The 19,682-nt window shown below is 70.9% G+C and carries 17 protein-coding genes and 1 pseudogene; 11 read left to right on the forward strand and 7 right to left on the reverse strand.

Annotated elements, in window-relative coordinates:
• Positions 1-33 precede the first annotated feature (33 nt).
• Positions 34-438, forward strand: coding sequence for a translation initiation factor IF-2 subunit beta (locus tag LCY71_RS01255; RefSeq protein WP_225334556.1), 405 nt, complete (start codon positions 34-36; stop codon positions 436-438).
• A gap of 85 nt (positions 439-523) precedes the next feature.
• On the opposite strand, the gene LCY71_RS01260 is transcribed toward LCY71_RS01255, so the two are convergent.
• The 3 genes from LCY71_RS01260 to LCY71_RS01270 all read right to left on the reverse strand — a co-directional run bounded on the left by LCY71_RS01260 (position 524) and on the right by LCY71_RS01270 (position 2,358).
• Positions 524-703 carry a DUF7836 family putative zinc-binding protein gene (locus tag LCY71_RS01260; protein ID WP_225334557.1) on the reverse strand — a complete coding sequence of 60 codons (180 nt, stop codon included), beginning with the start codon at positions 701-703 and terminating at the stop codon, positions 524-526.
• 73 nt (positions 704-776) lie between these two features.
• Positions 777-1,751: a transcription initiation factor IIB gene (locus LCY71_RS01265; RefSeq protein WP_225334558.1), complete on the reverse strand. Its 975-nt coding sequence runs from the start codon at positions 1,749-1,751 to the stop codon at positions 777-779.
• A 322-nt stretch (positions 1,752-2,073) separates the two neighbouring features.
• Complete coding sequence (locus LCY71_RS01270) at positions 2,074-2,358, reverse strand: DUF357 domain-containing protein (protein WP_225334559.1); 285 nt, start codon at positions 2,356-2,358, stop codon at positions 2,074-2,076.
• Between the two features lie 100 nt (positions 2,359-2,458).
• On the opposite strand from LCY71_RS01270, the gene LCY71_RS01275 reads away from it, so the two are divergent.
• Both LCY71_RS01275 and LCY71_RS01280 read left to right on the forward strand, forming a co-directional pair.
• Positions 2,459-3,508, forward strand: coding sequence for an NAD(P)/FAD-dependent oxidoreductase (locus LCY71_RS01275; RefSeq protein WP_225334560.1), 1,050 nt, complete (start codon positions 2,459-2,461; stop codon positions 3,506-3,508).
• Between the two features lie 257 nt (positions 3,509-3,765).
• Positions 3,766-4,053 carry a DUF7545 family protein gene (locus tag LCY71_RS01280; RefSeq protein WP_225334561.1) on the forward strand — a complete coding sequence of 96 codons (288 nt, stop codon included), beginning with the start codon at positions 3,766-3,768 and terminating at the stop codon, positions 4,051-4,053.
• A 30-nt stretch (positions 4,054-4,083) separates the two neighbouring features.
• On the opposite strand, the gene LCY71_RS01285 is transcribed toward LCY71_RS01280, so the two are convergent.
• The gene (locus LCY71_RS01285) at positions 4,084-4,743 is read right to left on the reverse strand and encodes a 2,5-diamino-6-(ribosylamino)-4(3H)-pyrimidinone 5'-phosphate reductase (protein ID WP_225334562.1); all 660 of its coding nucleotides are present in this window, start codon (positions 4,741-4,743) and stop codon (positions 4,084-4,086) included.
• Positions 4,744-4,774: 31 nt separating this feature from the next.
• Positions 4,775-5,083 carry a hypothetical protein gene (locus LCY71_RS01290; protein ID WP_225334563.1) on the reverse strand — a complete coding sequence of 103 codons (309 nt, stop codon included), beginning with the start codon at positions 5,081-5,083 and terminating at the stop codon, positions 4,775-4,777.
• Between the two features lie 46 nt (positions 5,084-5,129).
• On the opposite strand from LCY71_RS01290, the gene LCY71_RS01295 reads away from it, so the two are divergent.
• Genes LCY71_RS01295 through LCY71_RS01305 form a run of 3 tightly spaced genes read left to right on the forward strand, consistent with a single transcriptional unit; the run spans position 5,130 to position 8,931 of the window.
• Positions 5,130-6,401 carry a Single-stranded DNA binding protein gene (locus LCY71_RS01295; RefSeq protein ID WP_225334564.1) on the forward strand — a complete coding sequence of 424 codons (1,272 nt, stop codon included), beginning with the start codon at positions 5,130-5,132 and terminating at the stop codon, positions 6,399-6,401.
• Positions 6,398-8,185 carry a hypothetical protein gene (locus tag LCY71_RS01300; protein WP_225334565.1) on the forward strand — a complete coding sequence of 596 codons (1,788 nt, stop codon included), beginning with the start codon at positions 6,398-6,400 and terminating at the stop codon, positions 8,183-8,185. Before LCY71_RS01295 ends, LCY71_RS01300 begins: the two co-directional genes overlap by 4 nt.
• Entirely contained in the window at positions 8,185-8,931 is a 747-nt protein-coding gene (locus LCY71_RS01305) for a metallophosphoesterase (RefSeq protein WP_225334566.1), read from the forward strand. The genes LCY71_RS01300 and LCY71_RS01305 overlap by 1 nt, the downstream gene beginning before the upstream one ends.
• 44 nt (positions 8,932-8,975) lie before the next feature.
• Here LCY71_RS01305 and LCY71_RS01310 read toward each other — a convergent pair whose 3' ends face one another.
• Positions 8,976-9,239: a hypothetical protein gene (locus tag LCY71_RS01310; RefSeq protein ID WP_225334567.1), complete on the reverse strand. Its 264-nt coding sequence runs from the start codon at positions 9,237-9,239 to the stop codon at positions 8,976-8,978.
• Positions 9,240-9,402: 163 nt separating this feature from the next.
• Here LCY71_RS01310 and LCY71_RS01315 point away from each other — a divergent pair, with 163 nt between their 5' ends.
• Complete coding sequence (locus LCY71_RS01315) at positions 9,403-12,246, forward strand: DEAD/DEAH box helicase (protein ID WP_225334568.1); 2,844 nt, start codon at positions 9,403-9,405, stop codon at positions 12,244-12,246.
• 452 nt (positions 12,247-12,698) lie between these two features.
• Positions 12,699-14,453 (forward strand): MutS-related protein, encoded by a 1,755-nt coding sequence (locus LCY71_RS01320; RefSeq protein ID WP_225334569.1) that lies wholly within the window; start codon positions 12,699-12,701, stop codon positions 14,451-14,453.
• 572 nt (positions 14,454-15,025) lie between these two features.
• On the opposite strand, the gene LCY71_RS01325 is transcribed toward LCY71_RS01320, so the two are convergent.
• Entirely contained in the window at positions 15,026-15,334 is a 309-nt protein-coding gene (locus LCY71_RS01325; RefSeq protein ID WP_225334570.1) for a hypothetical protein, read from the reverse strand.
• A 727-nt stretch (positions 15,335-16,061) separates the two neighbouring features.
• On the opposite strand from LCY71_RS01325, the pseudogene LCY71_RS01330 reads away from it, so the two are divergent.
• From LCY71_RS01330 to LCY71_RS01340, 3 genes and pseudogenes are all read left to right on the forward strand, one after another.
• Positions 16,062-16,565 (forward strand): annotated as a pseudogene (locus tag LCY71_RS01330) (halocyanin domain-containing protein); the annotation flags it as partial.
• A gap of 242 nt (positions 16,566-16,807) precedes the next feature.
• Positions 16,808-17,218: an archease gene (locus LCY71_RS01335; protein WP_225335863.1), complete on the forward strand. Its 411-nt coding sequence runs from the start codon at positions 16,808-16,810 to the stop codon at positions 17,216-17,218.
• Between the two features lie 117 nt (positions 17,219-17,335).
• Entirely contained in the window at positions 17,336-19,654 is a 2,319-nt protein-coding gene (locus LCY71_RS01340) for a heavy metal translocating P-type ATPase (RefSeq protein WP_225334572.1), read from the forward strand.
• The last annotated feature ends 28 nt before the right edge of the window (positions 19,655-19,682 follow it).

Genomic DNA, 19,682 nt, shown 5'->3' on the forward strand with positions numbered 1-19,682 from the left:
AGATTTTTGTCTCCGGCGGGGCACCCTTCTTATATGGACTACGACGACATGCTGGATAAGGCGCTCGAAGACACGCCGGACATCGAGGGGTCCAGCGACCGGTTCGAGGTCCCCGAACCCGACGTGCGTCAGGAAGGTAACACGACGGTCTACGAGAACTTCCAGGACCTGGTCGACCGGCTCGACCGGGACGAGGACCACGTCATGAAGTTCCTGCAGAACGAGCTGGGCACCAGCGGCCACATCGACGAGAGCGGCCGCGCCCGGCTGACGGGCGACTTCCGCGAGGACCGGATCGCCGAGGCCGTCGACGCCTACACCGAGGAATTCGTCCTCTGTCCCGAGTGCGGGCTACCGGACACGCGCCTGGAGCGGGAACAGGGCGCGATACTGCTCCGCTGTGAGGCCTGCGGCGCCCGCTCGCCGACCGGTTCCTGACGGCCGATTCTCGCGGGCGGATTCGCGGTGACTACGGCGTCGCGATCGGTCGTCGAGCGCCGCCCGCCGCGACGGACTCGATCAGCTACTGGAGCCCCTTGAGCGTCTGGAGGTCGCGGTCGGTGCGCGTGAACTCCGCGAGCCGGCGGCTGGCGTGACAGCCGGGACAGTGAAAAGTCGTGTCGGGGGACGGAAGGTCGCCGGGCGTCGACTCCCAGTCTTTGGCACATTCCGGGCAGAGCAGTCTGACAAACGCCTCGTCCATGCCAGAGAATGGCACGCTAAGCGGGCAAAAAGCTGGTGGTACCGGTCAGGCTGACCCGACTGTACCGGTCCCGCTACGCCGGCACGCCTTCGGCGTCGAGCAGTTCCTTGTAGCGGTTGCGGATGGTGACCTCGGAGATGTCGGCGACGTCGCTGACCTGGCTCTGGGTGACCTTCTCGTTGGTCAGCAGCGAGGCCGCGTAGACGGCCGCCGCGGCCAGTCCGACGGGCGACTTGCCGCTGAGGACGCCGCCCTGTCGGGCCGACTCGATCAGTTCCCGGGCGCGGCGCTCGACCTCGTCGGAGAGCCCGAGGTCGCTGACGAACCGTGGGACGTAGCTCTCGGGGTCGGCCGGGGCGACCTCCAGGCTCAGTTCTCGGACGACGTAGCGATAGGTGCGAGTGAGCTCCATCTTGTCGACCCGGGAGACGCGCTCGACCTCGTCGAGCGACCGGGGCGTGTTCGCCTGACGGGCCGCGGCGTACAGCGACGCGCTGGCGACGCCCTCGATGGACCGGCCCGGCAGCAGGTCCTCCTCGAGTGCGCGGCGGTAGATGACCGACGCCGTCTCGCGGACGTTCTGCGGCAGGCCGAGCGCGGAGGCCATCCGATCGATCTCGCCCAGCGCCTGCTTGAGGTTGCGCTCCTTGGAGTTGCGCGTGCGGAACCGCTCGTTCCACGTTCGGAGGCGCTTCATCTTCGAGCGCTGCTCGCTGGACAGCGAGTTGCCGTAGGCGTCCTTGTCCTGCCAGCCGATGTTGGTCGACAGCCCCTTGTCGTGCATCATGTTGGTCGTCGGCGCGCCGACGCGGGACTTCTGGTCGCGCTCCTTCGAGTCGAACGCGCGCCACTCGGGACCGCGGTCGATCTCGTTCTCCTCGACGACCAGCCCGCAGTCCCCGCAGATCGTCTCGCCCCGCTCCTCGTCCGAGACCAGATCGCCGCCACACTCCGGACAGGTACGCTCGGTCTCGGTGCTCTCGGTCTCCTCCTGCTGCTCCCGCTCGGTGCGGGTCCGCTCGTCGGCGCGTACGTTTGATTCACTCATTGTGGGGGTGGCCTCTCTGCCGAGGTCGAAAGCGTAAAGAATCTGCTTCCGATCTCCTTGACTATTAGTTAGTTATGCAACCATATAAGGGTGTCGCGGCCTGTGACACGTAACCGCACGACTGCGCCGGAGTAGCGGTTTCCATCTCGTCGGCACTTTTTTATCGTATTGTACAGACCACGGCGAGGGCCGTGCCAGGCCACCGCGAGAGCCGTGCCACGACCCGCTCGCACGGTCCGGATCCCTCTGACGACGGTAGTAACGTCGTCATACTGTCGGAACGGCCACCGTCACAGCCGTCAGTCGCGCCGGTAACCGCTTCCTACACGGTGAAAAGGTGCCCCTCCGCAGGGACGTCGAACAGGCCGATGCGGGCGCCGGCGTCCAGCCAGGCGTGGCCGTAGGAGAACGAGGCCAGAGCGTTGACGGGGTCGTCCTCCTCGCGGAAGTGGCGGCCGTCCTCGAGGTACGACCGGGCCATCTCCTCGCACTCCGCAGCGGCGTCGTGCATGGGCGTCCCCTCCGGTGGCGCCACCTCGGCGGCGTCGAGCGCCTCGGCGAGCAGTCCCTCGTAGCGGTCGGTCTTCTCGGCGAGGTCGGCTGGCATCGACGGGAGTCCTCGCCGCGGACGGATAGGCTTTCCCACGCGTGCGCTCGACCCACGAGACAGCGCAACCTACAAACCCCGGCGTACAGTACAGCCGGGCATGACAGGAGACGTCGTCGAGCACCGGCAGCTCGTCATCGCGGGCACCGGCATCGCGGGTCTGACAGCCGCCATCTACGCGGCGCGGGCGAACAACGATCCGCTCGTCCTCGAAGGGGACGAGCCGGGCGGACAGCTCACGCTGACTACCGAAGTCGAGAACTACCCCGGCTTCCCGGAGGGCATCTCCGGTCCCGACCTGGTCAACAACATGAAAGAGCAGGCCCAGCAGTTCGGGGCCGACCTCGAACACGGCGTCGTCGAGACGGTCGAGGACGACGACCGGCCCTTCCGGGTCGAACTCACCAACGGCGACGTCTACACCTGCGACGCGTTCATCACCGCGTCCGGCGCCAGCGCCCGCACGCTGGACGTCCCCGGTGAGGACGACCTGATGGGCTACGGCGTCTCGACGTGCGCCACCTGCGACGGCGCGTTCTTCCGCGGCGAGGATATGCTCGTCGTCGGCGGCGGCGACGCGGCCATGGAGGAGGCGAACTTCCTCACCAAGTTCGCCGACACCGTCTACCTGGTCCACCGCCGCGAGGAGTTCCGCGCGGAGGCCCAGTGGGTCGAGCGCATTCAGAAGAAAGTCGAGAGCGGCGACGTCGAGATCATGCGCAACACGGAACTGCTGGAGATCCACGGCTCTGCGGAGGAGGGCGTCGACCACGTGACGCTGGCACAGAACGAGTCGGGCTACCCGAAGGACAACCTCGACGACCCCGGCACGGAGACGTTCGACTTCGACGTCGGCGCCGTCTTCCTCGCGATCGGTCACACGCCGAACACGGAGTACCTGGAGGACACCGGCGTCGACCTCGACGAGGCCGGCTACGTCCGCACCGAGGGCGGCGTCGGCGAGGGCGAGACCCACACCGACGTCGAGGGGATCTTCGGCGCCGGCGACGTCGTCGACCACCACTACCAGCAGGCCGTCACCGCCGCCGGCATGGGCTGCAAGGCCGCGATGGACGCCGACGAGTACCTCGGCGACCTGCCCGAAGCGGAGGCCGGCGAGGCTGAGGCCGCCGCCGAGGCCGACGACTGACACGAGACCTCGAACAGAGTGAGAGGTCTCGTTTCGGGCGAGCGGGAGCGACTGCAGGGAGCGACACGCGAGCAGCGAGGCCGACCGGAAGGGAGGCCTCGGACTGAGCGAGCGGGAGTGAGCGAAGCGAAGGACACGCGAGCAGCGAGGCCGCGAGGACCCGAGACCGGGCGAGCGAAGGGAAGCGGCCGCGACAGCGCGGAGCGGGTATTTCCCAACCCACAGCCACTTTATGTCGCCCAGTCGAACGGCGGGCTATGGCAGACGACACTGTCACGCTGACGATCGAACAGGGAGACGAACGGGACGAACTCACCGTGCCGACGGCGCTGATCGACATGCTTCGCGAGGAGGGCGACGAATCGGCCGCCCAGGTCGTCGGCGACGTCGCCATGATCGGGCTCGCCCAGCGCATCCACGGCGCCGTCCACCACGGCAAGGGCGAGACGCCCGAGGAGATCGAACAGCTCGACGACCTGACGATGGAGCTGTTCGAGGAGCGGTTCGGTGCCTCCTTCGGCGAGATGACCGGTCACGACCACTGACGGCGCCTGCGAGGCGGGGCGCTCGTTTTCTCAGCAGTCCCACCGGAGCAGGACGCCGTCGTCGACGCGCTCGACGTCCGACAGCGTCAGCGACGGGAACTCCTCGACGAAGCCGTCGCCGTCCGCGAGGGTGGGGGCGTCGCGCCCGCCGATGATCTTCGGCCCGACGAACGCGGACAGCTCGTCGATCAGGTCCGCCTCGAACAGCGAGAAGATGAGCTCGCCGCCGCCCTCGACCATCAGCCGGTCGATCCCGTCGCCCTCCAGCTTCGCGAGCCCGGTCACGAGGTCGACGCGGTCCTCGCCGGCCGTGATGACGTGCGCGCCCGCGCCCTCAAGCTCCTCGACGAAGTCCGTCGGCGCGGCCCGGGTCGTCAGGATGTAGGTCGGCGCGCGGCCGTCGAGGACCGTCGCGTCCGGCGGCGTCCGGACCCGCGAGTCGGCGACCACGCGGGCCGGGTTGGTCGGCTCGCCCCGCGCCTCGCGGGCTGCCCGGCGGTCGGGGTCGTCCACCGTCAGCGACGGATCGTCGGCGAGCACGGTCCCCACGCCCACCATGACCGCGTCGCTGTCCGCCCGGAGCTGGTCCACCCTGTCGAAGTCCTCCTCGCCGGAGATGGCGATCTGCTCGCGCCGCCGCGAGGAGAGCTTTCCGTCCGCGCTCATCGCGGCGTTGACCACGACGTCCATGGCGGAGAGAGTGCGAGCCCGGGAAAGTCGCTTACGCCTCGGAGCCGCGGCCCGACTCGAGGAGCGTGCGCGTGTCAAGCGCGATCGCGCCGCGCCCGACGATCCGGAGCTTCAACACCGGCCCGTCGCACCACAGCTCGCGGACGTCGAGGACGGACTCGTGATCCCAGCCCCTGACTCCGACCGCGCCCGCCCCGTCGACCTCGGCGACGGTGCGGGGCGTCTCTCGCTCGCTCATCGTCCAGTTCCGGTCGCCCAGTTCGAACGTCGCCGCGTCGCTCTCCGCCCACGCGAAGACGACGGCGTCCTGCTCGCGGGGCTCGTCGGCGCGCTCGCGCACGGCCCCCTCAGAACCCTTTTCATCGCCGACTCCGAAGTGGTCCGTGATGAGTTTAGAGGACCATGCCGAGGAGCTCGCCTCCGACCTCGGCGTCGACAAAGAGGAGGTCAGATCGGACCTGGAGAACCTGGTGAACTACTCCGTCCCGGTGGACGAGGCCAAGCAGAGCCTCCGCCGGAAGTACGGCGACGGCAGCGGCGGGGGCGGCACGCCCTCGAGCAAGGACGTCGCCGAGATCTCGCCCGACGACTCGAACGTGACCGTCACCGCTCGCGTCCTGACGGTGGGCACGCGCTCCATCCAGTACCAGGGCGACGAGCAGGTGATCCGCGAGGGCGAACTGGCCGACGAGACCGGGACCATCTCCTACACGGCGTGGGACGAGTTTGGCCTCTCGGCCGGCGACACGGTCACCGCCGGTAACGCCGGCGTCCGCGAGTGGGACGGCGAGCCCGAGCTGAACCTCGGGGAGAGCACCAGCCTGGAGTTCGAGGAGGAGCCCCTCGACGTCCCCTACGAGGTCGGCGGCGACCGCGACCTGGCCGACCTCGTGCCGGGCGATCGGGGCCGCAACGTCGAGGTCCGCGTCCTCGAGGTCGAGGAGAAGACCATCGACGGCCGGAACGGCGAGACCGACATTCTCAGCGGCGTCTTCGGCGACGAGAGCGGCAGGCTTCCCTTCACGGACTGGGACCCCCACGCCGAGATCGAGGACGGGGCGTCGGTGCGCATCGAGGACGCGTTCGTCCGGGAGTTCCGCGGCGCGCCCTCGGTCAACGTCTCGGAGTTCTCGACGGTCGAGCGGCTGGACCGCGAGGTCGCGGCCACCGAGAGCGCCCAGCGGATGAGCGTCAGTGCGGCCGTCGACACCGGCGGCCTGTTCGACGTCGAACTGACCGGGAACGTCATCCAGGTGCGCGACGGCTCGGGCCTCATCGAGCGCTGTCCCGAGTGCGGTCGGGTCGTCCAGAACGGCCAGTGCCGGAGCCACGGGGCCGTCGACGCCGAGGACGACCTGCGGACGAAGGCCATCCTCGACGACGGAACGGGGACGGTGACCGCCGTCCTCGACGACGAACTGACCGCCGAGATCTACGGCGGCGGCCTCGAGGCGGCCCGTCAGCACGCCAGCGAGGAGATGGACCGCGAGGTGGTGGCCGACCGCATCGCCGACCGCATCGTCGGCCGCGAGTTCCGCGTCCGCGGCTCGCTGTCAGTCGACGAGTACGGCGCGAACCTCGATGCCACCGAGTTCGCCGAGACGGACGACGACCCGGCCGATCGGGCCCGCGAGTTCGTCGCCGAGGTGGACGCATGAGCGAGTCCGGACAGGGCGGCGCCGGCCGCCGCGAGGTGGCCTACCGGCTGTTCGCCTCCGAGTTCGACGACGCCGACTTCTCCTACTCCGAGAGCGACGAGGAGCGGGCGCCTAACTACGTGGTCGCGCCCACGGGTGCGCGCGTGAATCGACTCTTCCTCGTGGGCGTCCTGACCGAGGTCGAGACGGTCAGCGAGGACTACCTCCGCGCCCGCGTGGTCGACCCGACCGGCCCGTTCGTCGTCTACGCCGGTCAGTACCAGCCCGACGCACTGGCCTTCCTGGAGCGTGCCGAGCCGCCGCTGTTTGTCGCCGTGACGGGCAAGGCCCGCACCTACCAGCCCGACGACGCGGACACGGTGTACACCTCCGTCCGGCCGGAGTCGATCAGCGAGGTCGACGCCGACACCCGTGACCGCTGGGTCGTGGGGACGGCCGAGCGGACGGTCGACCGCGTCGCCCGCGCCGCCGAAGCGAAGCTCTCGGACCTCGAGGGCGACGACCTCCGGGCCGCACTGGAGGAGACCGGCGTCGACGAGGGGCTGGCCGCCGGCCTCCCCATCGCGCTGGAGCACTACGGGACGACCGGCGACTACCTCGCGGCGATGCGCGACCTGGCGGTCGACGCCGCCCGCGTCGTCGCCGGCGAGCGCGACGAGGTCGAGCCGACGACATTCGCCCCCGACCAGGGCGGCGACGACCCGCTCTCGGACCTGGCCGAGCGGACCCTCGACACCAGCGTCGTCGCCGGCGACGAGGAGACGGAGGACGTCGAGACGGCCGTCGCCGAGGGCACGCCCGAGGCGGGCGTCGAGGTCGACGAGCGGGCCGGCACGGCCGAGCCCCAGCGGACCGACGACCCCGACGGCCCCAGCATCAGTAGCGAGGGCGAGCGGAGCGAGTCCTCGGAGACGGCGAGCGGGAGTGAACGGAGTGAGCGACACGCGAGCGCGACGGACGCGGAGCCGGAAGCCGACGAGGAGTCGGCGGGCGACGATGAAGCCGACACGGAGAGCGGCGGCGCCCCGCCCGAGGAGACGGCCGCACCCGGCGGCGAGTCCGCGCCAGCGGAGACGGGCGCCATCGGGACCGACGACTCCGGCGAGGACGTCATCGCCGAGGCCGAGGAGCCGGCCGGCGAGATGCCGTCGACGGCCAGCGGTCCCGGGCCGACGACGGAGGACGCCTCCGCCGCCGAAGACGCGGGCGAGTCCGAGTTCGGCGAAGGCGACGACGCGTCCACGGACGACGACGGCGACATCGGCGACTTCGAGCCCGAGTTCGACCTCGACGAGGAGGAGCGCGAGGAACTGGAGTCGGAGTTCGGCACCGAGTTCCAGAGCGGCACCGAGGTCGAGGAACCCGGCGAGGCCGACATCGACGCGCCGGACCCGGAGGAACTCGACGAGGAGACCGGCGTGCCGGCGGCCGCCGGCGAGTCGGAGGCGGGCCACGAGGCCACGCCCGAGGCCGAGCCAGAGACCAGCGGCGCTGACGAGACCGCCGTCGAGGAGACGGCCGACGCGGCTGCCGATGAGTCGGACGCTGGCGAACCCGCTGAGACCGACTCCACCGAGCCCGACGAGGACGTCGACCTGGAGGACGCCGTCATGGGCGCGATGGACGACCTCGACGAGGGGGACGGGGCCGACCGCGAGGAGGTCGTCGCCGCCGTCGTCGACCGGACCGGCGCGGACCCCGGCGAGGTCGAGGACGCCGTCCAGGACGCGCTGATGGGCGGGCGCTGCTACGAGCCCGAGGACGGGCTGCTGAAGCCCATCTGATGGGCGTCGAACCGGTCCCGGACGAACCGGCCGCCGTCGCCGACTGCGACGGCGAGCGAGCGCTGGTGGTCGCTGACTACCACGCCGGCATCGAGCGGGGCCTGCGCCGGCAGGGCGTCGAGCTGGAAAGCGACGCCGACGCCCGCCGCGAGCGCCTGCTGGCCCTGCTGGACCGGACCGAACCGGACCGGCTGGTCGTCCTCGGCGACCTCGCCCACGCCATCGGCGACCCGGAGGGCGCCGAGCACGAGGAGTTGACGACCCTGCTCGACGCCGTCTCGGTCCCGGTAACGCTCGTGAAGGGCAACCACGACGGCGACCTGGAGCCGTTCCTGGGAGAGTTCGAGGACGTGACCGTGACGCCGAGCCACGGGACCCGGATCGGCCCCGTCGGGTTCGTCCACGGCCACACGTGGCCGAGCCCGGACGTCCTCCGAGCGGACGTGCTCTGCGTCGGCCACGAGCACCCCGTGGTCCGCCTGGAGGACGAGGTGGGCGGGACCCGCGTCGAGCGCGCGTGGCTGCGGGGCGGCCTCGACCCCGACCCCTTCGAGGCGTTCCACGACCTCGAGCTGGACGTCCGCGGCGACCTCGTGGTCTTCCCGGCGTTCAACGACCGCTCGGGCGGGACGTGGGTCAACGTCGAGGGCCAGGAGTTCCTCTCGCCGTTCCTCCCCGCCGGGCTCGCCGGCGGCGAGGCGTACCTGCTGGACGGGACGCGGCTGGGCGACTACAGACGGGTGTGAGCGGGTCTGGCGGGCGGCCGGCATCGCGACCGCCCGTCGGCGTCTCAGAACCAGCCCGGAACGGTGGAGGCGACGTACAGCGCCGCGGCGGCGACGACCACGTACACCATCCGGTCCCCCACGGCGGGCTCGGCCGGGCCGTCGTCGCCCCCGAGTTGCTGGTTCGCGATGAAGAGCACGATCAGGCCGGCCGCGCCGGTCAGCCAGTCGAGGACGGACGCGCCGCCCGGAATCGCCACCAGCGTGTCCGCGACGGAGACGATTCCGAAGACCACCAGCGCGCCCCAGTAGAGGCGTCTCTCGTCCATGACCGTCATGGGCCGAGCGGCCACTAAACGCTGGCGTCACCGAGCGACGCGCTTACGCTGCCGACTGTAAGTCCGTGGAAGACTTCGCCGCCCCTGGAGTGGCGAATATCTCCATCCAGTTACAGTCGGCAGTGTTAATCGGGTTCGGCCGCTAACCCCTTCGATGACTGACGCCGCGACCGGCGACGCCGCCTTCACCGCGCTGGGCGAGCAGGTCCGGGGGGCTCTCTCCGAGCGCGGCTTCACCACCCCCACGGAGCCCCAGCGCCGGGCCATCCCGCCGCTGGCACGGGGGGAGGACGCCCTCGTCGTCGCGCCGACGGGCACCGGTAAGACCGAGACGGCGATGCTGCCGGTGTTCGACGCGCTCGCGGGGGGCGAGAGCGAAAACGCGGAGCGCTTCGGCATCGGTGCCCTCTACGTGACGCCGCTGCGGGCGCTCAACCGCGACATGCGCGAGCGCCTGGAGTGGTGGGGCCAGACGCTCGATCTGGAGGTCGACGTCCGCCACGGCGACACCACGGACTACCAGCGCCAGAAGCAGGCCAACGACCCGCCGGACGTCCTCGTCACCACGCCGGAGACGGTCCAGGCGATGCTGACGGGATCGAAGCTCCGGACGGCCCTGGAGGACCTCGAACACGTCGTGATCGACGAGGTCCACGAACTGGCCGCCTCCAAGCGCGGGGCCCAGCTGACCATCGCGATGGAGCGGCTGCGCGAGATCTCCGGCCCCTTCCAGCGGATCGGGCTCTCCGCGACGGTCGGGGACCCCGAGGAAGTGGGACGTTTCCTCACCGGCGGCCGGGGCTGCGAAATCGTCGAGGTCGACGTGGGCAGCCGGCTCGAGGTGAACGTGACCCGCCCGCAGGTGACCGACCGCGACGAGTCGCTGGCGGGGAAGCTCGCGACCGACCCCGAAGTGGCCAGCCACGTCCGGGCCATCGACGAACTGATCGGCGAGCACGAGTCGGTCCTGCTGTTCGTCAACACGCGACAGACGGCGGAGGCGCTGGGCTCGCGGTTCAAGGAACTGGGCACGAACATCGACGTCCACCACGGCTCGCTGTCGAAGGAGGCCCGCATCCGCGTCGAGGACGAGTTCAAGGCGGGCGAACTGGACGCCCTCCTCTGTACGTCCTCGATGGAGCTGGGCATCGACGTGGGCCACGTCGATCACGTGATCCAGTACGGGAGCCCCCGGCAGGTCTCGCGCCTCCTCCAGCGCGTGGGGCGCGCGGGCCACCGGCGCGATCTCGTGTCGTCGGGCACCATCGTCACGACCCACCCCGACGACACGTTCGAGGCGCTGGCCATCGCCCGCCAGGCCCAGGCCGGCGAGGTCGAACCGGCGGGCATCCACGACGGCAGCCTCGACGTCGTCGCCAACCAGGTCGCCGGCGTCGTGATGGACTTCGGCGACGTCCGCGCGATGGAAGCCTACGAGATAATCACGCGGGCCTACCCGTTCCGCGACCTCACCGTCGACCAGTTCCGCGACGTGGTCCGCGAACTCGGCGAGAACAGGGTGATCTGGATCGACGAGGCGGCCGACACCCTGGAGAAGCGCCGCGGCACCTGGCAGTACTTCTACCAGAACCTCTCGATGATCCCCGACGAGGCAACCTACGACGTGGAGGACGTGGCCTCCGGCGACCAGGTCGGGACGCTGGACGAGCAGTTCGTCGTCAACTTCGCCCAGCCCGGCGAGGTGTTCATCCAGCGCGGCGAGATGTGGCGGATCACCGACGTCGACGAGGACGAGGAGGTCGTCACCGTCTCGCCCATCGAGGACCCCGCCGGTGAGGTGCCCTCGTGGGTCGGTCAGGAGATCCCCGTCCCCCGCGCGGTCGCCGAGGAGGTCGGCGAGATCCGCCGCGTCGCGGGCCAGCAACTACAGGGCGGCGCACCCGCCGAGTCCGTCGCCCGCGACCTCGCGCGGCGCTACGACGCCGACGCCGCGACCATCGAGAGCGCCATCGAGCAGCTGGCGGGCCACGACGCGCCCTTCCCCGACGCCGACACGGTTCTCGTCGAGTACTACGGCCACGAGGTGGTCGTCAACGCCACCTTCGGCCACAAGGTCAACGAGACGCTCGGGCGGATCCTCTCGGCCATGCTCGGCCAGCGCGCCGGGTCAACGGTCGCGATGGAGGTCGACCCCTACCGGATCGAGCTCGAACTGCCAAGCGGGATCAGCGGCGCCGACGCCGTCGACGTGCTGGAGTCGACCGACCCCGACCACGTCGAGGCGATCATCGAACTCAGCCTGAAGAACGCCGACGCGCTGAAGTTCAAGCTCGCCCAGGTGGCCACGAAGTTCGGCACGCTCAAGCGCTGGCGCGGCCGCGGCTCGACGGACTTCGGCCGCGACCGCCTGCTGGCCGCGCTGGAGGGGACGCCCATCTACGACGAGGCCGTCCGCGAGGTGTTCCACGAGGACCTCGCCATCGACGAGACGCGGCAGGTGCTCGCGGCGATTTCGGAGGGCGGCATCGAGGTGGAAACCACGGGCGAGCGGACGCCGATCGGTAATGGGGGACGTTCGTCAGGGCGCGAACTGCTCTCGCCGGAGCACGCCGACGCCAGCGTCATCGAGACCGTCAAGGAGCGCATCCAGAACGACCGGATCCTCCTGTTCTGTTTACACTGTCAGGAGTGGCAAACACGGCGGAAGGTCTCCCGCGTCCGCGACCAGCCGGAGTGTCCCGAGTGCGGGTCGACCCGCATCGCCGCGCTGAACCCCTGGGCCGACGAGGTGATCGCGGCGATCAAGTCGGGGGACAAGGACGACGAGCAGGAGAAGATGACCGAGCGGGCCTACCGCTCGGCGTCGCTGGTTCAGAGCCACGGCCGGCGGGCCGTCATCGCGCTCGCAGCGAGGGGCGTCGGCCCCCACAACGCCGCCCGGATCATCAACCGCCTCCGCGAGGACGAGGACGAGTTCTACCGCGACATCCTCAGCCAGGAGCGGGAGTACGCCCGCACGCAGTCGTTCTGGGGCTAGGAAACCACCGACCGACCGAGTTAACTGACGGGACCGCTGCCGTGAACGGCCAGAAAGCCCCGGTGAGCTACGCTCCCGCGGCTCGCTGCGGTCCTCACTCCGTTGCGGTCCTTGCTTCGCCGGGGTTCGCGTAGCTCGCCGCCCCTTTCAGTCCCACCCAGCGTTAGTTGGCCAACCGACATCGGGAGGGACTGAAAGGGGCGGCCCGTTCGACGACGGCGGACGACGTCGCCCGAAAGAGCGTAGCTCTTTCGGGATGATGAAAATCGCCGGAGGCGATTTTCAGATCACAAGCACTGGAACGACCGAAGGGAGTGAAGGGCGCAGCGAGTCCCCCGAGTCGAACGGGCCGGGGCTTTCTAGCCGTCAACACTCTTCTTTCGTCGAATTCAAACTACTGTCCCTCGCCGTCTGGAGAAACGCCTATACCCGGGCCGACGCTGGCCCACCACATGCGACTGGAGGAGTACTGGGGCATCGGCCCGAAGACGAGCGAGTTGCTGGCGGAGGAACTGGGCGTCGAGCGGGCCGTCGAGGCGATCGAGTCCGCAGACACGCGGGCGCTGACCGCGGCGGGGCTCTCCCGCGGGCGGGCGACGCGGATCCTCCGGCGGGCCACCGGGGCAGAGGCGATGGACCTCCTTGCCACGCGGGACGCCCGCGACGTGTACAAGGAGCTGCTGGACCTGGCGGAGGAACACGCCGTCACCGACGCGGCGGCCGACCGGGTCCGGGTCCTGACGCCGCTGCCGTCCCGCGAGGCGATGGAGGAGCGCCTGGACGAGGTGCTGGCGGCGCGGGACGCCTGGGCGTCGCTGGACGAGCCGACGCGCGCGGACGCGCTGTCGGCGTTCGAGCGGCGGACGAACCCCGAGGACGACGAGCTCGGGGCGGTCCGGGCCGCGCTGGCGCTGCAGGAGGCGGGCGTCGACGCGGGCGTCTTCGCGCCCGTGGCCGACCTCGACGGGGCGGCGCTGGGGGACGCCGAGCGGGCGCTGGCGGGCCTGCAGGGCGGCGACCGCGTCGGCGGGGGCGCCGACGAGGAGCTCGACCGCCTGCGCGAGAGGCTTGGGCAGGTTGAGGACCTAGCCGCCGCGCCGGCTGACGTCGTCGAGGAACTGGAGTCCGCCGCGCGGCGACCGTCGGAGTTCCAGGACGCCCTCTCGCGGCACCTGGTCGACGAAGCCAGCGTCGACGCGGCCCGGGTCCGCGACGCGATGCCGGGCGAGGCCGCCGACGCCCACGAGTTCGTCGACGCGAGCCTGCGGGCGCTGTCCGGCGACCTCCGCGAGGCCGTCGACGAGCGCGGGCGCGAGGTGGCGGCGACGCTGGAGGCGGACCTCGACGCGGCGCGGGAGACGGTCGATCGGGCCGTCGAGGCGGTCGACGACGCGGCGCTGTACGTCTCGCTGGCCCGGTTCGCCATGGCCTACGACCTCACTCGTCCGGTGCTGGTCGAGGACCGGGAGACGGTCGCGGTGCGGGGGGCGCGCAACCTCTCGCTCGCGGCGGCCGGCGTGGACGTCCAGGCGGTCACCTACGCTGTCGGGGACCACGACATGGACGGAGGCCGCGAGCCGCCACGGGGCGACCGCGTGGCCGTCCTGACCGGGGCCAACTCCGGCGGGAAGACGACGCTGCTGGAGACGCTGTGCCAGGTCCAGCTACTGGCCCAGATGGGCCTGCCCGTCCCGGCCCACGAGGCGGAGGTGGGCCTGGTCGACGCCGTCGTGTTCCACCGCCGGCACGCCTCGTTCAACGCCGGGGTGCTGGAGTCCACGCTGCGGTCGGTCGTTCCGCCGCTGACCGACGCCGGCCGGACGCTGATGCTGGTCGACGAGTTCGAGGCCATCACGGAGCCGGGCAGCGCCGCGGAGCTGCTGCACGGGCTGGTGACGCTGACTGTCGACCGGGCGGCGCTGGGCGTGTTCGTCACCCACCTGGCCGACGACCTGGAGCCGCTGCCCGACGCGGCGCGCACCGACGGCATCTTCGCCGAGGGGCTGACTCCGGACCTGGAACTGTCCGTGGACTACCAGCCACGCTTCGGCACCGTCGGGAAGTCCACGCCTGAGTTCATCGTCTCGCGGCTGGTGGCGAACGCCGACGACCCCGTCGAGCGGTCGGGCTTCGAGACGCTCGCAGAGGCCGTCGGGGAGGAGGCCGTCCAGCGGACGCTCTCCGACGCGCGCTGGTCGGCGAACTGACGAGCAGAGCGGCGGCTGTTCGAGGGTGAACGTCGAAAAAACGCCGGGAGGACGATTCGAACGTCCGTGGCACGAGGCCACCGCCACGAAGGGCGGTCCCTTAACCAGGCTGGGGTCATCCCGGCACTGATACCGCGTAAGCGAGGGTGGGATCGGGCACCCCCGCGGGTGGGCTCTGGGTGAGAGACTGGCGGACGGAGTGTGTCGTCCGTCAGTGGGTGCGCCGGCGGGGTTCGGCCGCCGCGGGCACGCGACTGCGACGGCGGCTCGCGGGCGCCCCGCCGGCGCGGCGGGCTGGCGTCCCGCGCTGGCGCGCGGGCAGTCGGATCGGAGCGGTTCGGGGCACGGTCCGATCGCGTCGAACGGCCGGTGTCCAGCCGAGCGCAGCGAAGCTCCCGGCGGCGACCAGCCGAAGAGCGGGACGGGGCGGCGCGTCGGTACGGCGTCGCGCCGGCACGTCGCCGCTCACTTCAGTCGAGGGGCGGATGGTGGTTTGTTATTCACCGTTTACGGGCGGAGTAGGCGGCGTTGAACCGCGTTCTCGCTACCGAAAACGGCGTTCGATTCCGCGATCAGTCGTCGACGTCGACGGCGGCTACCTCGGTGACGCCGAAGCCGTCCGCGAGGCGGTCGGCGACGGCGTCGCCGCGATCCTCGGCGTCGGCGGGGACCGCAGCGGTCACGCTGACGTCGGCGTCGACGCGGATGTCCGTCCACGTCGGTGTGACGCCGGTGACGCGTTCGACGGTCGCTGCCTCGACGGCGTCGACGCTCGCCAGCACGTCGGCGACGCCGGCTTCGAGGTCGCCGGCCTCGCCGCGCGGGACGCGCAGCGAGACGTCGGCCGTCACGTCGACCGGGACGGTCGCATGGAGCGACATAGGGCCGGAGCCCGGAGTCGAACCGGGCCCGCGCGGGGCCAGCCTCCGGCCGGGGCCGCGCGACAGCGCCGCCGCTGGCGAGTCGCGCGGCTATTCGTCGGCACACCGGGCGCGGACGCGACGGAACGCGACCGCGAGTCGGACCCCGCCGACCGGCGGCCGTCAGCGACCGGCGGAACGGACGAGCGGGCGACTACGGGCGCGTGCGACGGGAACGCGGACCAGCAGCGTACTCCCTGGGCGGTGATCGACAGGTGAGAACCGTGGCCCGCGTCCGCGCCGCGTCACGCGGCGATCGGTGCGGGCCGATAGAGTGCGGTACCCACCTGACCGTTCCAGAGTGCACTCGAAACAGAGTGCATCCCCGAAGCGGCGTACTCGGCGCGTACGCCGGCACACGCGGACCGCCCGCTGTGACGGGCGGTCGCTCCGGGAGTGGTGGAAACGGTCATTTCGGTGAGCACCTCGCCGTGCCAGCACGTTCAGCAGGTTATATATTAAGCTTTGTTCACGGATGTGAATACACCACACGGGCAGTCGCCGACGTGCAGAGTGTCGCCGCCACGCAGGACGGGATTCCCGGCGGCTGAGAATCGCGAACGTCCTTTTGCGGTACCGACGCCCACCTCGGAGCATGAGCGAGAACGAGAGCGGCGACCTGCAGCGTGCGTCGACCGACGACCGCTCCGGCAGCGGTGACGGATCGACCGTCACGCGCCGGACGGCCATGCGGACGATGGCGGGCGCAGCGGTCGCGGCAGGCGCGGCGGGGGCGGTCCCCGCCGCGGCGGCCCAGAGCGGCCCGGACTACGGCGGCTGGTTCGACGGCGTCGGCAACTTCGACGGCACCGTCGACATGACGGGCGAGGACAGCGTCACGGTCACTGTGGGCGCGCAGGGCAACGGCGGCGCGTTCGCGTTCGATCCGGCCGCCGTCCGCGTCGACCCGGGAACGACCGTCACCTGGGAATGGAGCGGGGACGGCGGCAGCCACAACGTCGTCGCCGAGGACGGGTCCTTCGAGAGCGAACTGGTCGGCGACGCGGGCCACACCTTCGAGCAGGACTTCGAGGAGGAGGGGGTCTACCGCTACGTCTGCTCGCCTCACCGGACGATGGGCATGAAGGGCGCCGTCGTCGTCGGCGGCTCGGGCGGTTCCGGCGGCGAGAGCGTCGGAAGCGCGGCCAGCGGCGAAGGGGGCGCGGGGGCCGGCGGTTCCGGTATCGACGCGACTACCGGTCTCGTCGGCGGGTCCTTCCTGCTGGCCCTTTTCTCGCCGCTGGCGTTCGCGGCGTTCCTCCGCCGCCGGCTCTCCGGGAGACGCGGTCCCCGGCCGGAGTAGAGTAGAAACTGAACGCGATGTCACGCTCGAGGGGAACCCGAGGTGTACCTCGATGTGTGAATCGTTTCAGGTTCTACGATAGCTCCGGACAGGCTTTTGGTCGCGCTGGCCCGATGGTCCGACGAGAGACCGTGCCCTTCCAGTTGCGCGAACACACGGCGGACGTGGCCGTCGAGGCCACCGGCGAGACGCTGGGCGAGGCGTTCGCGGCCGTGGCGGACGGCCTGACGGCGGCCATGTGCGACGACGTCCCGAACGGCGGCGAGCGGTTCGACCTCGAAGTGGCGGCCGAGGGCCGCGAGGCCGCCCTCTTCGACTACCTGGACGAACTGATCTACCGACGGGACGTCGATAGCGTCCTGCCGGCGGACAGCGAGGCCTCCGTCGAGCGGGTCGACGGCGAGTGGCGGGTCGCGGCCACCGCCCGCGGCGTCCCGCTGTCCGACGTCGTCGCCCGGGACGTCAAGGCAGTCACCTACTCCGAGATGGACCTCTCCGAGACGGAGGGGGGCTGGCACGCCTACGTCGTCTTCGACGTCTGAGGCGGGCCGTCGCCGGCGAGTTTAACAATTTCCTACGCCAGGATTAATAATCATTGGTCGAATCACCGTCACTCATAGCAGCTATATTAATAAACTCCGAGGGTCTAGATCGGCCTAATGACAGAGGGTACCGCAGGTACGGACCCGCCCGACGACGGCGGCGACGAGCTGCGCCTGTCCGTGCCGGACATGGACTGCGCGTCCTGCGCCGCGAAGGTAGAGTCGGCCGCCGACGGGGTCGACGGCGTCGAAGACGTAGACACGCGCCCGGCTACGGGGACGGTCGTCGTCAGCGTCCGCGAGGCGGTCGCGGAGAGCGCCGTCGCCGACGCCATCGAGGGGGCCGGGTACAGCGTGCCCGGCGCGGACGCGGACGGCGAGGAGGGAGGGCCCGCGAGCGTCTGGACGAGCCCCCGCGCGATCGCGACGGGGATCGGCGCGGTGGCGCTGTTCGCCGGCCTGCTGATCGAGTTCGGCCTCGTCGGGATCGAGGTGACCGTGGCGACGGTTCTGGGCGCCCCGATCGGCGTGGCCGACGTCCTCTTCCTCGCGGCCGTCGCGCTGGCCGGCCGCGAGATCGTCCGGGGCGGGCTCTACTCTGCTCGCAACGTCTCGCTGGACATCGACTTCCTGATGACGACGGCCATCGTCGCTGCCATCTCGGCGACGCTGCTCTCGCCCGAGGCCTCGCTGTTCTCCGAGGCGGCCACGCTGGCTGTCCTGTTCAGCACCGCAGAACTGCTGGAGGAGCACTCGATGGATCGGGCCCGCTCCTCGCTGCGCGAACTGATGGACCTCTCGCCCGACGAGGCGACAGTCCGGCGCGACGGCGAGGAGGTCACCGTCCCGGTCGACGACCTGTCGATCGGCGACCGCGTCGTGATCCCGCCCGGCGAGAAGATCCCGGCCGACGGCACCGTCGTCGAGGGGGCCAGCGCCGTCGACGAGTCCCCGATCACCGGCGAGAGCGTCCCCGCGGACAAGGCCGTCGGCGACGAGGTGTTCGCCGGTACGATCAACGAGGAGGGCTACCTCGAGGTCGAGGTCGAGGCCGAACCGGGCGACGACACCCTCTCGCAGATCGTCCGCCTCGTCGAGGACGCCGAGGCCGACAAGACCGAGCGCGAGCAGTTCGTCGACCGCTTCTCCGGCTACTACACGCCCCTGATGGTCGCCGTCGCCGTGGGCGTCGCGACGATTCCGCCCCTCGCCTTCGGCGCCGACTGGATCACGTGGTTCGTCTACGGGATCACGATGCTCGTGCTCGCCTGCCCCTGCGCGTTCGTCATCTCGACGCCGGTCACCGTAGTCTCGGGGATCACCAGCGCCGCGAAGAACGGCGTCCTGATCAAGGGCGGCGACCGCCTGGAGGCGATGGGGCAGGTCGACGCCGTCGCGCTGGACAAGACGGGTACCATCACCCGGGGCGAGCTGTCGGTGACGGACGTGATCCCCGTGGGCGACCGCGACGAGGACGACGTGCTCCGCTGCGCCCGCGGACTGGAACAGCGCTCCGAGCACCCCATCGGCGAGGCCATCGTCGCCCACGCCGACGAGCGCGCCGTCGAGGGGACCGAGGTCGGCGAGTTCGAGAGCCTCACCGGCGAGGGCGTCCGGGCGACGCTATCAGGCGACCCCCACTACGCCGGCAACCCGGACCTGTTCGAGGACCTCGGGTTCGACCTCGGCCGCGTCCACGTCCTCGACGGCGGCGACGACCTCGCGGCGGAGGTCCACCACGCCTGCGAGCGCCAGGGCTGTCTCGGCCTCGTCGAGGACGCCATCCCGCGGCTCCGCGAGGAGGGCAAGACCGTGGTGCTGGTCGGCCGCGAGGACGAACTGGAGGGCGTCATCGCCGTCGCCGACGAGGTCCGCCCCGGCGCGGCCTGGACGGTCCGGCGGCTCCGCGAGCTGGGCGTCGAGACGGTGATGCTCACGGGCGACGAGGAACGGACCGCCCGCGCCATCGCCGACGAGGTCGGCATCGACCAGGTCCGCGCGGGCCTGCTCCCCGACGAGAAGGTCGACGCCGTCGAGGGACTGCTGGAGGAGTACCCCGACGGCGTGGCCATGGTCGGCGACGGCGTCAACGACGCCCCCGCGCTCGCCACGGCGACCGTCGGCGTCGCCATGGGCGCGGCCGGCACCGACGCCGCCATCGAGACGGCCGACGTCGCGCTGATGGCCGACGACGTGACGAAGCTCCCCTACCTCTCGGAGCTCGCCGCCGACGCCAACGGCATCATCCGGCAGAACATCTGGGCGAGCCTCGGGATGAAGGCCCTGCTGGCCGTCGGCGTGCCGCTCGGATACGTCACCGTCGCGATGGCCGTCCTGCTCGGCGACGCCGGGATGACCGTCGGCGTCACCGGCAACGCGATACGCCTCTCGCAGGTCGAACCGGAGGAGGCCGACGCCGAGCCCGCCCCGGCCTGATCTCCGCATCGGCGAGCGGCACGTTCCG

The sequence above is a fragment of the Halomicrobium urmianum genome (assembly GCF_020217425.1).
GTDB classification, from domain to species: domain Archaea; phylum Halobacteriota; class Halobacteria; order Halobacteriales; family Haloarculaceae; genus Halomicrobium; species Halomicrobium urmianum.

Bases quoted from the DNA above. Each gene is read 5' to 3' on its own strand.
- LCY71_RS01255 (WP_225334556.1), top strand. From the start codon at position 34: ATGGACTACGACGACATGCTGGATAAGGCGCTCGAAGACACGCCGGAC.
- LCY71_RS01260 (WP_225334557.1), bottom strand. From the start codon at position 703: ATGGACGAGGCGTTTGTCAGACTGCTCTGCCCGGAATGTGCCAAAGAC.
- LCY71_RS01265 (WP_225334558.1), bottom strand. From the start codon at position 1,751: ATGAGTGAATCAAACGTACGCGCCGACGAGCGGACCCGCACCGAGCGG.
- LCY71_RS01270 (WP_225334559.1), bottom strand. From the start codon at position 2,358: ATGCCAGCCGACCTCGCCGAGAAGACCGACCGCTACGAGGGACTGCTC.
- LCY71_RS01275 (WP_225334560.1), top strand. From the start codon at position 2,459: ATGACAGGAGACGTCGTCGAGCACCGGCAGCTCGTCATCGCGGGCACC.
- LCY71_RS01280 (WP_225334561.1), top strand. From the start codon at position 3,766: ATGGCAGACGACACTGTCACGCTGACGATCGAACAGGGAGACGAACGG.
- LCY71_RS01285 (WP_225334562.1), bottom strand. From the start codon at position 4,743: ATGGACGTCGTGGTCAACGCCGCGATGAGCGCGGACGGAAAGCTCTCC.
- LCY71_RS01295 (WP_225334564.1), top strand. From the start codon at position 5,130: ATGAGTTTAGAGGACCATGCCGAGGAGCTCGCCTCCGACCTCGGCGTC.
- LCY71_RS01300 (WP_225334565.1), top strand. From the start codon at position 6,398: ATGAGCGAGTCCGGACAGGGCGGCGCCGGCCGCCGCGAGGTGGCCTAC.
- LCY71_RS01305 (WP_225334566.1), top strand. From the start codon at position 8,185: ATGGGCGTCGAACCGGTCCCGGACGAACCGGCCGCCGTCGCCGACTGC.
- LCY71_RS01310 (WP_225334567.1), bottom strand. From the start codon at position 9,239: ATGGACGAGAGACGCCTCTACTGGGGCGCGCTGGTGGTCTTCGGAATC.
- LCY71_RS01315 (WP_225334568.1), top strand. From the start codon at position 9,403: ATGACTGACGCCGCGACCGGCGACGCCGCCTTCACCGCGCTGGGCGAG.
- LCY71_RS01320 (WP_225334569.1), top strand. From the start codon at position 12,699: ATGCGACTGGAGGAGTACTGGGGCATCGGCCCGAAGACGAGCGAGTTG.
- LCY71_RS01325 (WP_225334570.1), bottom strand. From the start codon at position 15,334: ATGTCGCTCCATGCGACCGTCCCGGTCGACGTGACGGCCGACGTCTCG.
- LCY71_RS01340 (WP_225334572.1), top strand. From the start codon at position 17,336: ATGACAGAGGGTACCGCAGGTACGGACCCGCCCGACGACGGCGGCGAC.